General features: G+C 69.9%; 11 protein-coding genes. 8 read left to right on the top strand and 3 right to left on the bottom strand.

Annotated elements, in window-relative coordinates; translation table 11 throughout:
* From AC1D1T_RS24120 to AC1D1T_RS24110, 3 genes are all read right to left on the bottom strand, one after another.
* Positions 1 to 314: carbohydrate-binding protein (locus AC1D1T_RS24120; RefSeq protein WP_477992607.1), on the bottom strand; the 314-nt coding region annotated here is incomplete at its 3' end.
* A 159-nt stretch (positions 315 to 473) separates the two neighbouring features.
* Positions 474 to 2,492, bottom strand: coding sequence for a LamG-like jellyroll fold domain-containing protein (locus tag AC1D1T_RS24115; RefSeq protein ID WP_477992606.1), 2,019 nt, complete (start codon positions 2,490 to 2,492; stop codon positions 474 to 476).
* On the bottom strand, positions 2,489 to 4,549 hold the full coding sequence (locus AC1D1T_RS24110) for an autotransporter (RefSeq protein ID WP_477827050.1): 2,061 nt from the start codon (positions 4,547 to 4,549) through the stop codon (positions 2,489 to 2,491). The genes AC1D1T_RS24115 and AC1D1T_RS24110 overlap by 4 nt, the downstream gene beginning before the upstream one ends.
* Before the next feature lie 362 nt (positions 4,550 to 4,911).
* On the opposite strand from AC1D1T_RS24110, the gene AC1D1T_RS24105 reads away from it, so the two are divergent.
* The 8 genes from AC1D1T_RS24105 (at position 4,912) to AC1D1T_RS24070 (ending at position 12,311) form a co-directional block, all read left to right on the top strand.
* Entirely contained in the window at positions 4,912 to 6,306 is a 1,395-nt protein-coding gene (locus tag AC1D1T_RS24105) for a pectate lyase family protein (RefSeq protein ID WP_477992605.1), read from the top strand.
* A complete protein-coding gene (locus tag AC1D1T_RS24100) occupies positions 6,303 to 6,575 on the top strand; it encodes an expansin family protein (RefSeq protein WP_477827919.1) in 273 nt (90 codons plus the stop codon). Before AC1D1T_RS24105 ends, AC1D1T_RS24100 begins: the two co-directional genes overlap by 4 nt.
* Positions 6,572 to 7,984: a hypothetical protein gene (locus AC1D1T_RS24095; RefSeq protein WP_477827920.1), complete on the top strand. Its 1,413-nt coding sequence runs from the start codon at positions 6,572 to 6,574 to the stop codon at positions 7,982 to 7,984. Before AC1D1T_RS24100 ends, AC1D1T_RS24095 begins: the two co-directional genes overlap by 4 nt.
* A 105-nt stretch (positions 7,985 to 8,089) precedes the next feature.
* Positions 8,090 to 8,605 carry a DUF1269 domain-containing protein gene (locus tag AC1D1T_RS24090; protein ID WP_047510662.1) on the top strand — a complete coding sequence of 172 codons (516 nt, stop codon included), beginning with the start codon at positions 8,090 to 8,092 and terminating at the stop codon, positions 8,603 to 8,605.
* Positions 8,606 to 8,647: 42 nt separating this feature from the next.
* Positions 8,648 to 9,166 carry a hypothetical protein gene (locus tag AC1D1T_RS24085; RefSeq protein ID WP_465114909.1) on the top strand — a complete coding sequence of 173 codons (519 nt, stop codon included), beginning with the start codon at positions 8,648 to 8,650 and terminating at the stop codon, positions 9,164 to 9,166.
* A gap of 9 nt (positions 9,167 to 9,175) precedes the next feature.
* Entirely contained in the window at positions 9,176 to 10,288 is a 1,113-nt protein-coding gene (locus tag AC1D1T_RS24080) for a cytochrome c oxidase subunit II (RefSeq protein WP_465114908.1), read from the top strand.
* Positions 10,285 to 12,054 (top strand): cytochrome c oxidase subunit I, encoded by a 1,770-nt coding sequence (locus AC1D1T_RS24075; protein ID WP_465114907.1) that lies wholly within the window; start codon positions 10,285 to 10,287, stop codon positions 12,052 to 12,054. Before AC1D1T_RS24080 ends, AC1D1T_RS24075 begins: the two co-directional genes overlap by 4 nt.
* A complete protein-coding gene (locus AC1D1T_RS24070; protein ID WP_477992604.1) occupies positions 12,051 to 12,311 on the top strand; it encodes a cytochrome c oxidase subunit 3 family protein in 261 nt (86 codons plus the stop codon). The genes AC1D1T_RS24075 and AC1D1T_RS24070 overlap by 4 nt, the downstream gene beginning before the upstream one ends.
* The last annotated feature ends 22 nt before the right edge of the window (positions 12,312 to 12,333 follow it).

Here is a 12,333-nt window from a genome sequence, read left to right as displayed (position 1 = left end):
GCGGGCGACGGCGCGGGAGCGGGTGCAGGAGCCGGCGCGGGGGCCGGGGCGGCGTTCGTCGGCGACCACAGCGACGGCGTGGTCGGCGGCGTCCAGTTGGTGCCCGCCCAGGCGGTGTGCGTGACCAGCGCGACATAGTCGCGGCCGCCATAGCTCACCACCGTGCCGACGGTGTAGGTGACGCCTTCGCGCCAGGCGGGCGCGCTGGACTGCGCCAGTTGCACGTCGCTGGCCCAGACGCCCTGCTCGCCGTAGGCCGACGCGGCCTGGACTTGCCCCCACAGGCTGCCGATCGCGACGGCAACCATGCTCATACCCAGTGCTTTCACTTTCATCTCCCTGATCTCCGGTTGAGATGCATACAAAAACCAGGGAGGGAGTGTGCTGGTACTGGATTGGTATTCCAATCGAGGTTTCTCAAAGATACCAATTCGTACCGCTTGCAAAGCGGCTGCCGATGCGGAGGTGAATGGTCACGCCCCCGCCAGCGCCGCGATCGCCTGCGCATCCAGCGCACCGGCATAGACGCGCAGGTCGCGCACCGCGCCCTTCAGGTAGGGATCGCTGGCGTACTGCGAGCGGCCGATCCAGCCGTCCATGCCCGCGCCGAGGTCGCTGGGCGCGAGCGTCATCGCGGCATTCGTGCCCACCGCCACGCCGTTGACGTAGAGGGTGCCGGTGCTGCCCGACAGGGTCACTGCCACGTGCGCCCATGCGCCGGTCGGCAGGGCCGTGCCGTCGATGATCTGCGCGCCGTAGCCGTGCACCGTGTCGATCGAGAAGCGCACGACGCCGGCGGCGTTGCGCGGCGTCAGGAACATGCTGCGCCGCGGCCCGGAGCCGACGTCGAAGAGGCGCGCCCAGGCCTGCGCGGCGTCCACCCGCACGCGGGCCGCCAGCGTGCAATCGCCCAGTGTCTCGACGAGTCCCGGCGGCAGGCTGGCGAAATCCTTCAACCCGTCGAAGACCCGCCCGCCGCCTTCGTCGAACGGCTGGTGCAGCACCAGCCGCGGCGTCGCCGACACCGAGACCTCGGCCGATGCCGCGCTCTCGCCGCCGGCCGCATCCACCGCGGTGACGACGTAGTGCAGCAAGGTGGCGCCCGGCGCCGGCGTGTCGGTCCAGGTCAGCAGGTCGCTGACCGTCGCGACCGTCGTGTAGGGCCCGCCGGCGCGGTCGGYCCGCTTGACGCGGTACGACGGTGCATTGGGCACGCCCCACCACGACAGCAGCACGGCACCGCCGTGCAGGCGCGCCGTCAGGCCGCTCGGGCTGCCGCCGGTGCGCGGCTCGCGCGCGTAGGTCAGCGTGCCGAAGCCGAGCTGGTCGCCGTTGCCGCCGTCGTACTCCGGCCGCAGCTGCTCGGCCTGCCGCTTGACCCAGGGCGCGGCCACGCCGAGCCGGCCTTCGTAGTGGTGCAGCACCGATTCCCAGACCGGGCGCCGGGCGCCCAGGGCGGCCGGCGACACGCCGGTGCTGACACCCTGCTTGTTGCTGTACTCGTGATAGGGCATCGCGTAGAAGGCGCCGGCCGCATCGACCAGGTTGCTCTTCGCGACGTACTCGGCGCCCGCCAGGAAGCGGTTGTTGTCGAACCGGTAGACGTCGTCGCCCTGGTTCCAGGCCATCTCGCAGAACATGCCGGCCAGCCCGATGCCGAGCGTGGCATGCCCCTGGTCGCGCCCGCTCTCCTGCCACTGGCCGAGGTAGCCCGGGTGCACGTGGCACACCGCCTGCAGCGCGGCGCCGTTGCCGGCCCCGTTGCGGTAGTAGGCCATCGCCTCGTCGTAGATGTCCGGCCGGTCGCACAGCACGCCGATGCTCAGCACGCAGGCCAGCGCGCACTGGTCCCAGTTCGCCCAGTAGTTCGTGATGACGGCGCCGTTGTGCCGCACCAGGAAGTCGCTGCTCAGCGGATAGAACACCTTCAGCATCATGTCCTGGAAGCGCGCCAGGTCGGCCGCGGCCCAACCCGGGTAGGTGCGCAGGATCTCGGCCGCGTTGGCGAACTGCACGCCGTAGATGCCGGCGGCCAGGAAGCGGTCGGCATTGCCGGTGATGCCGGTCAGCGTCGACGACCAGGCATTCAGGAAGGCGACGCACAGGTCGGCATAGCGCGTGTCGCCCGACACCTTCCAGCGCAGCGCCAGCTGGTAGGCGCGCGCCGTGTCGATGTAGAGCTGCGCGAAGTTCTGCCCGTCGCCGCCGCGCACCACCGTCTGCAGCGGCCGCGGCGACGCGCCCAGCTGCGAGCGGCCGTTGGAAGTCAGCGCGTTCCAGCCGCTCAGCCACGGCTGGGCCTGGGCGGCGACCTTCTTGCGCATGCGCTCGAAATCGCTCTCGGTATGCAGCAGGCCGGGGTGCACGAAGGTGCGCGCCCGCGGGGCTACCGCGTCGCCGTCACCGTCACCGCTGCCGGGTTCGCTGCCGCAGCCGGCCGCGCCGAGCACGCCGACCCCGAGGGCCGACGCAAGAAGTTGACGACGCCTCATGGGATCCTCACGAAAAAGCGGGTCGCGTCCTGGCCGGTCACGACCTGGGTGCCCTGGATGTCGATGCTGCCGAACGCACCGCTCAAGCCGCCGGCGGCCTCGATCAGCACCAGCGTCTGCCCGGCAGCGAGGCCGCTGCCGACGTTCAGCTTCAAGGTTCCGCCCAGCACCGCGCGGCCGGCCGTCGACAGGTGGTCCTGGTCGACGCCCGGCCGGGTGCCGGCGATGTTCAGTGTCAGCACGCCGTTCGCGCCTTGCGTGAAATTGCCGCCCAGGCCGAGTTCGTGCTGGCCGCTCGCGAAGCCGAGCGCCGCGTTGTTGACCACGCTGCCGGTGCCGAACGCATCGGCGCCGGCGGCCAGCAGCGTGCCGCCGTCGATCGTCGTCGTGCCGCTGTAGCGGTTGCCCGACAGCGTCGTGGTGGCGCTGCCGCGCTGCAGCAGGCTGCCGCTGCCGCTGATGTTGGACAACGCGATGTCCGTCGAGGTGTTCTGCACCACCAGCTGGCCGTCGTTGACGATCGCATCGCCGGCGGCCGCCGGCAGCAGGCTGGCGTCGCCGCTGTAGGTGGCCTGCAGCAGCGTGCTGCGGGTGTTCTTGTCGGCGTTGATGGTGATGTAGTTCAGCGGCACCGGCTGGCCGGTGCCCAGGCGCAGCACGGCCTTCGCGCCGATGGTGGTGATGCCGTGGTAGTTCTGCGGCTGCGCGAAGGTGACGTCGTTGCCCGGCGTGCCCATCACCGTGACGTTGCCGGCGCCGGTGGTCTCGCTCTTGTCCGGCCCGCCACCGCCGCCGGTGATGCCGACGTTCAGCGTCACCGGGCCGTTGTAGTTGAAGGCCAGCGTGCCGCCGCGGTGCAGGTTGATGTACGCGTTCTTCTTGCCGGCCGGTGGGTTCACCGCCGCCGGCGACGGTGCCGACGGCAGGAAGAAGCGGTTGTGCGTGCCGTCGCCCCATTGCACGGTGCCGCCGGCCTCGATGTTGATGCCGCGGTAGCTGGCATCGTTGCCGTTGACGGCGTTCGCGCCGCCGCGGTAGATCACCTTGGCCAGGTTCAGGCCAGGGTCGCTCAGGCCGGGATCGACCAGGTTCGGGCTGCCGTGCGGGCTGTTGTCGGTGTGGCCGTAGACGCCGCTCATCACGATCGTCGAGTTGCCGATCGGGTGGAAGTTGATGTCGCCGCCGAAGGCCGCCTCGAAGATGTCCTGCCTGACGGTGACGACGCTGCCCGGCGGGCTCCACACCAGCCACGAGCCTTCGTTGAGCACCGCCTTCGCATTCGGCAGCGCCGCGGCGACGTGGTTGCTGCCGAAGTCCTGCCCGGCGCTCAGCGACAGCACGCCCGAGAAGCTGCTGGCGCCGCCCAGCGTGTTGCCGCCCCACACGTCGGGCAGCTGCGAGATCGATCCGCTGCCGCTGACCTGCCCGAGGCGGATGAAGTTCGCGCTCTTCAGCACGAGGCGGCCGTTGTTCAGGATGTTGTCGAGGTTGACCTCGCCGTTCACCACGCTCGCCGGGTTCTTGCTGTCGGAGGTGGCGATGATGTTCGGGTTGTTGTCGGCGCTGCTGTTGGTGCCGATCTGCAGCGTGGCGCCGGCATCGATGGTCAGCACCGGCGGGTTGCTGCCGGCGATCTCGAGCTGGTAGCCGGCACCGGGCCAGGTCTTCTTCGTGACCACCTGCACCTGCTGCGCGTCGGGCAGCGTGAAGGTGCTGGCCTGCGTGATCACCAGCGTGCCGGGGCTGGCGCTGCCGCCGGCCGGCGTGAGCGTGAGCCGGCCCTGGCCGGAGATCACCCCGGTGTAGGTGCTGACGCCTGCCGGCAGCCGGATCACCGCATCGCCGGTCAGCACGACATTGGCGTTGGCCAGGATGGCGGCGGTGATGTCGGCGGCGCCGCCGCTGCCGGCCGACTCGCCTTGTGCGGTGGCGCCGTCACTCGAGCCCGAGCCGCCGCCGCAGGCTGCGAGCGCGGCCAGTGCGAGGATCGATGCGAGGGCCAGCGCGGACAGGCGCGAAGAAATTGGATTCACAGGATCGAGGGATGTCAACAACATGCGAGCGAGGCTACGTGCGCAGGCGCGGCGCGGCTTGACCGACAGTTGATGAATCGATGACCATCGTCAGTGGATGTGACAGGCGCCACGCGGCACACGGAAGGTCTCAACATGGCCTCGACGTCGACGTGGTGACGCGGCCGGGGACTTCGGTTTCAAGTTGTGAGCCATGCGACGAATCGGGACGACCGGTCCTGTCATTCCGGCGAGCTGCAGGCCGTCCTCGCTTGCATCCCGTTGCACGGCGTCTCGTGCTGCCAACGCATGGGCGCCGTTCGTCGCCTGTTCAGAGTTCCGTCAAGTCTCGCGGTGTCGTGCTTCACACAATCGTTGCTGAACACGAGTCCGGACCCGAGGCCCCCATGCGAACACTGCTCCCCGCCCTTTTTGCCGCCGCGCTGCTCGCCGGCTGCAATGACGAGTCGACCGACACCCCGGCGAGCGCATCCGCTGCGCCCGCGCCGACACCTGCGCCTTCGCCGGCCCCGGCCCCGGCTCCAGCGCCCTCACCTGCACCCGCGTCTTCACCCGCCCCTTCGCCGGCACCTGCACCTGCACCTGCACCTGCACCTGCACCTGCACCTGCACCTGCACCCGCACCCGCACCCGCACCTGCACCGGCCCCTGCGCCGGCCCCCGCATCCGCCTCCGGCGACAACAGCCGCGACGTGGTACCGACCACCGGCTGGGCCAGCCAGGCCGGCGGCACCAGCGGCGGCTCGACCGCCACCGCCTCGGCCGTCTACAAGGTCACGACCGCCACCGAACTGCTGGCCGCGCTGAAGGCCGGCGGCAGTGCCGCGACGATCGTCAAGGTGGTCGGCCGCATCGACATGGCCGCGGCCGACAACGGCGGCGCGTTCGCGAACACCACCGACCAGAAGGCACGCGCCCGGCTCGCGTTGAAGAGCAACACCACCCTCATCGGCGCCGGCAGCGACGCCGGGCTGGTCAACGCCTACCTGCAGGTCAGCGGCGTGCAGAACGTCATCATCCGCAACCTGCGCATCGTCAACCCCTGCGATGTCGGCCCGGTGTGGGACCCGAACGACGGCGATGCCGGCAACTGGAACTCGCAGTACGACGGCATCACGGTCGACGGCTCGACCCACGTCTGGATCGACCACAACAGCTTCACCGACGCACCGCAGACCGACGACCTGTCGCCGGTCGAGAACGGCAAGGTCAAGCAGTGCCACGACGGCGCGCTCGACGTGAAGAACGGTTCCGACTACGTGACCGTGTCGAACAACGTCTTCGACCAGCACGACAAGAACAACCTGATCGGCTCGTCCGACAGCACGACCAGCGACGACACGCACCTGACGGTCACCTTCCACGGCAACCTGTTCAGCAACATCACCGAGCGCGCGCCGCGCGTGCGCTTCGGCAGCGTGCACGTCTACAACAACTACTTCGAAGGCAGCAAGTCGCACCCGGTGTACGCGCACCAGTACAGCATCGGCGTGGCCTACAAGGCGAAGATCATCTCGGAGAACAACGCGTTCGACATCCAGGGCGCCAGCGGCTGCACCAGCGTGCTGAAGAACCCCGGCTCGTCGAGCAAGACCGGCGCGATCAAGGAGAGCGGCTCGCTGCTGAACGGTGCGGCGCTGGACACGAGCCAGTGCAGCTTCAGCACCAGCGTCGGCTGGACCGTGCCGTACGCCTACGCCAGCGCGCTGCTGCCGGCCAGCAGCGTGAAGGCATCCGTCAAGGCATCGGCAGGGTCCGGCAAGCTGACGGTCGCGCCGTGAACCGGCGCGCGGGCCGGTGGGTCGCCGGCATCATGGCCACGGCGCTGGCCGCCTGCGGCGGAGGGGGTGGCGGAAGCGACAGCGCGGCCACCTCGCCCGTCGCCGGCAGCGTCGCGCGCACCGACTACAACTACTTCGTCCATCCGGCCGAGATCGCGGCGGGGCCGCTCCAGGTGCGCGTCACCGCGCTGGGCGGAGCGACGCTGCTCGACACGCTGCCCGAACCCGCGGGTGGTGTCGTCGTGCAAGGCAAGGCGCAATTCCCATGAAGAACATGACCCGCCCCGGCGCACTCGCCTTGCTGGCCGCGTTGGCGGCCTGCGGCGGCAGCTCGTCCGACCCCGCACCCGCTCCTTCGCCAGCGCCCGCGCCAGTTCCGGCCCCCGCTCCAGCTCCAGCTCCAGCTCCAGCTCCAGCTCCAGCACCTGCACCTGCACCTGCGCCATCTCCGGCCCCCGCACCCGCGCCCGCATCATGCGACCCGCTGGCGCAGCGGCTGCGCGCGAGCTCGGTGACCGTGGGCGGCAACGCGGCCCCCAACGACGAGTACACGCCCGCGGTGATCGCGCCGCGCAGCGACGGCAGCGCCTGGCTGGCCTGGACCGACCGCAGCGCTGCGTCCATCCGCATGGCCGCACTGACGGCCACGGACAGCCTCGATCGCGCGCTGCCCGGCGTGGCCGGCCTGGAAGTGCATGCCATCCTCGCGACGCCCGGCGGCGCGGCGCTGGCGGTCGTCGCCGACGACCCGGACATCTACTCGCCCAAGTACTGCCGCGGCAGCAGCACGCCCGACAAGAACGTCTGCGGCAGGATGGACCTGGTGCGCGTCGGCGGCGATGGCGCCCTGCTGTCGCGCACCACGCTGACGAAGAAGGGCAACGTCGACAGCGTCGGTGCGCAGTTCATCTGGTGGTACGGGCACACCGCGCGGCTCGCCACCGACGGCTCGACGATCGGCATCTACTACCGCTCGGCGATGTCCACCGCGCGCCCGAACGTCGCCGGCGAGGTCGACATCCATGCCGGCGACACGCTGAAGTTCGTCGACGCGAACGGCAAGGCGGTGGCCGGCCGCTGGGACTGGGGCTGCAGCCACAGCTGGTCGGTGCGCACCGCCTGGAACGGCACGCAGTGGGGCGCGACCTGCCACGGCGACGCCTACCCGAACGCGATGCAGCAGGCGCGCCTGGCCACGCCGTCGGCCGCAGCCGACACGCTGCAGTGGCTGGCCGGCACCGATCCGACGCAGCGCGCACTCGGTGGCCTGGTGGGCGCGAGCGACGGCTTCTGGATGAACTTCATCCAGCCCGCGGCCACCGGCGGGCTGTCGCTGCAGCTCGCGAAGCTGCCGAACCGCGGCACGGCACCGGTCCAGCAACTCGGCATCGGCGCGGCCACCGGCCTCGACGCCAGCTACCCATTCCGCCCCTACCTGGCCGCGCTCGGCAGCGACAGGCTGCTGCTGGGATGGAAGTCGGGCGGCGCGCTGATGCTGGCGGTGGCGAACGCGTCGGATGGAAAGCTCGTCGAAGGCCCGGTTGCGTCCGGCCTGGCGATCGATCAGTTCCAGGACATGGTCACGGCCCCGAATGGCGACGTGCTGTGGGCCTACAGCGCCGGCGGTTCGCAGATCCAGGTCAACCGCGTGGCGGCGTGCAAGCTGCCTGCGCGCTGAGACGCACGAGAGACGCGCGACGCTGGGTTGTGCCCGCTTGCCGATCGCCCCGAATGGGAGTACGGTGATCGCCAATCGCTTCGCAAACTGCACAAGGAGGCGGCCATGCGCAGACGCATCTATTGGCTGTTGCCCGACCTGGCCAGCGCCCGGCGGACGATGGATGACTTGTTGCTCGCCCGGATCTCCGAGCCGCACATCCACTTCGTCGCCCGCGAGGGTGAGGTCCTGACCGGCCTGCATCCGGCCAACCTGCTGCAGACCTCCGACGTGGTGCGTTCGGCGCAGGCCGGCCTCGTCATCGGCGGCGCCGCCGGTGCCGTGCTGGGCGTGATCGTCGCGCTGTTCTTCCCGCTCTTCGGCGACTCGCCGGAATGGGGCATGGTCGCCGTGCTGGCGATCGTCGGCGCGGGCTTCGGGGCCTGGTCGTCCAGCCTGATCGGCATCTCCACCCCCAATCACCGGCTCAAGCGCTTCGAGTCCGCCATCGAGCAAGGCCAGATCCTGCTGATGGTCGACGTGCCGCGCTCGCGCGTCGACGACATCGAATCCCGCTTGCAAACCCTGCACCCGGAAGCGCATCTGGAAGGCGTGGAGCCGAACATCCCGGCGTTTCCCTGACCCGGGCTGCCATTCGACGGCGCCTCCCGCATGGAGGTGACGATGGAACATCGATTGCATCTGCATCGCTGGGAGCGGCGGGAACCTGACTGGTCCGCCGCCGCGGTGTCCGGCTTTGCCGCCGGCGCGGTCCTGATGGTGCTGGAACTCCTCTGGGCGGCCGCTGCCGGCAGCATGGGGCCGTGGCGCATCTCGCAGCTGGTCGCGGCGATCGCGCTCGGTTCGGACACCGGCCACGCCTCCGAGTCGTTCAGCGTGGGCATCGTGGCGGTGGCGCTCGCCACCCACTACGTGCTGGGCACTGCGTTCGGCATGGTGCTCGGCTTCATCAGCGCCGGCTTCCGCTACGACACCGGGCCGCTCGCGCTCGCGGTCGTCGGCCTGGTGTTCGGCGCGTTGCTCTACCTGGCGAGTTTCCACGTGGCCACGCAGGTGTTCCCCTGGCTGGTGGAGTTGCGCGGCTGGGGCACGTTCGCGGCCCACCTGCTGTTCGGTGTCACGGCGTCGCTGCTGTACTGGAAGCTGGCGCGGCGCCGCCAGTCCCCGCCGCCCGGCCACTGAACGCCGGCCATGGTCATCGCCCTCGTCCTGCTGGTGCTCGTCGTCGCGTCGGTGCTGTTCCACCTCGTCACGCCGTGGTGGACGACGCCGCTCGCGTCCAACTGGAAGCAGATGGACGACACGCTGACCATCACGCTGGCCATCACCGGGCTGTTCTTCGTCGTCATCAACCTGTTCGTCGCCTACACCGTCTGGCGCTTCCGGCACCGCGCCGGCCAGCGCGCCGCGTACGAGCCCGAGAACAAGCGCCTGGAGCGCTGGCTGATCGGCGTCACGACGCTGGGCATCGCCGGCCTGCTGGCGCCGGGGCTGGTGGTGTATGCCGACTACGTGCACCCGCCCGCCGATGCGCGGCTGCTCGAGATCGTCGGCCAGCAGTGGCAGTGGCGCTTCCGCCTGGCGGGCGCGAGCGGCAAGCTGGGCGGCAGCGACGCGCGCTTCGTCAGCGGCAGCAACCCGCTCGGGCTCGACCCGGCCGATGCCGCCGGGCAGGACAACGTCATCGTGCTCGGCAACGAGGTGCACCTGCCCATCGGCCACCCGGTGAAGGTGCTGCTGCGCTCGCACGACGTGCTGCACGACTTCTTCGTGCCGCAGTTCCGCGCACGCATGAACATCGTGCCGGGGCAGGTGAGCTCGTTCTGGTTCACGCCGACGCAGCCGGGGCGCTTCGAATCGATGTGCGCGCAGCTGTGCGGCGTCGGCCACCCCGACATGCGCGGCTACGTCGTGGTCGAGGATGACGCGGCGTTCCAGGCCTGGCTGAAGCAGCAGCCCACCTTCGCGGCGACGCAGGCCGCCGCCGCGCCGGCTGCCGCAGGCACCGGCACGCCGGCCGCGCTGGGCCGCTCGCTGGCCCAGACCAAGGGCTGCGTGGCCTGCCACACGGTCGACGGCAGCCCCGGTGTCGGGCCGACCTGGAAGGGCCTGTTCGGCAAGACCGAGACGATGGTCGACGGATCCACCGCGCTGGTCGACGAGGCCTACCTGAAGGACTTCATCCGCAACCCGAAGGCACGCGCCGTGAAGGGCTTCGCCCAGGTCATGCCGCAGATCGAGCTGACCGACGAGGAACTGGCGGCCCTGGTGGCCTACATCCGATCGAACGGCAAACCGTCATGAGCTACGTCGACACCGGTGCGCACCACGCCCCGCAGACCTTCATCACGAAGTACGTGTGGAGCCAGGACCACAAGGTGATCGCGGTCCAGTACGCGAGCACGGCCATCGTGGTCGGGCTGATCGGCCTGCTGCTGTCCAACCTGATGCGGCTGCAGATCGGCTTCCCGGGCCAGTTCGCCTTCATCAACGCCGAGCGCTACTACCAGTTCGTCACCATGCACGGGATGATCATGGTGATCTACCTGCTCACGGCGCTGTTCCTCGGCGGCTTCGGCAACTACCTGATCCCGCTGATGGTCGGTGCGCGCGACATGGTGTTCCCGTACATGAACATGCTGAGCTTCTGGGTCTACCTGCTGTCGGTGCTGGTGCTGGTCGCGAGCTTCTTCGTGCCGGGCGGGCCCACCGGCGCGGGCTGGACGCTGTACCCGCCGCAGGCCATCCTGCCCGGCACGCCGGGCTTCGAGGGCGGCATCGTGCTGATGCTGGTGTCGCTGCTGATCTTCATCGTCGCCACGACGATGGGCGGGCTCAACTACGTCACCACGGTGCTGCAGGCGCGCTGCGAAGGCATGACGCTGCTGCGCATGCCGCTGGCCGTGTGGGGCATCTTCGTCGCCACCATCCTCGCGCTGCTGGCCTTCCCGGCGCTGTTCGTCAGCGGCGTGATGATGCTGCTCGACAAGACCCTGCACACCAGCTTCTTCATGCCGGCCCTGGTCTCGATGGGGCAGGTCACCGACTACAAGGGCGGCAGCCCGCTGCTGTTCCAGCACCTGTTCTGGTTCTTCGGCCACCCCGAGGTCTACATCGTCGCGCTGCCGGCCTTCGGCATCGTCTCCGACCTGATCAGCGTGCACGCGCGCAAGGCGATCTTCGGCTACCGCATGATGGTCTGGGCGATCGTCGTCATCGGGGCCCTGAGCTTCGTGGTGTGGGCGCACCACATGTTCGTCAGCGGCATGAACCCGTGGTTCGGCTTCTTCTTCGCGACCAGCACGCTGATCATCGCCGTGCCCACCGCGATCAAGGTCTACAACTGGGTGCTCACGCTGTGGCGCGGCGACCTGCACCTGACGGTGCCGATGCTGTTCACGCTCGCCTTCATCCTCACCTTCCTGAGCGGCGGGCTGACCGGGCTGTTCCTCGGCAACGTCAGCGTCGACATCCCGCTGTCGGGCACCTACTTCGTGGTGGCCCACTTCCACATGGTGATGGGCGTGGCGCCGCTGCTGGTGGTGTTCGGCGGCATCTACCACTGGTTCCCGAAGGTGACCGGCCGCATGCTGGACGACCGCCTCGGCAGGTTCCACTTCTGGGTCACCTTCATCGGCACCTACCTGATCTACTTCCCGATGCACTACCTGGGCGTGCTCGGCATGCCGCGGCGCTACTACCACTACGAGAACTACCAGTTCATCCCGGCCTCGGCGCACGCGCTGAACGTGTTCATCACGGTGGTCGCGCTGACGGTGGGGGCGGCGCAGCTGGTGTATGTCTTCAACCTGGTCTGGAGCGCGTTCCGCGGCCGCCGCGCCGACCCCAACCCGTGGCGCGCCGCGTCGCTGGAATGGGCCACGCCGGACACCCCGCCGGTGCACGGCAACTGGGGGCCGCGGCTGCCGGTGGTGCACCGCTGGGCCTATGCCTACAGCGTGCCAGGCGCGCCGCAGGACTTCATCGCGCAGGATGCGCCGCTCGACGCCGGTGGCCAGGAGCCCGAGCCGCCCGACCCGCCCGGACAAGCCAGGGAGGTGTCGAGATGAACAGCGCCGTGCTCGGATCCCCGGCCGTCGACGACTCGCCCGCCGCGCGCGCACTGGACACCGGCCTGTGGGTGTTCATCGCGGTCGCGAGCACGCTGTTCGCGCTCTTCCTGTCGGCCTACGTGATGCGCATGGACGGCGCCGCCGACTGGTCGACGCTCACGCTGCCGCGGCAGCTGTGGCTGAGCAGCGCGCTGCTGCTGGCCGGCAGCCTGCTGCTGCAACGCGCCGCCGCGGCCGCCCGCAGCGCGCGCTGACCGGCCGCGCACAGCCTGCTGC

The organism is Rhizobacter sp. P2_H3 (genome assembly GCF_056403355.1).
The sequence above is the reverse complement of the archived record's forward strand: the minus strand, read 5'-3'. Positions and strand labels throughout refer to the sequence as shown.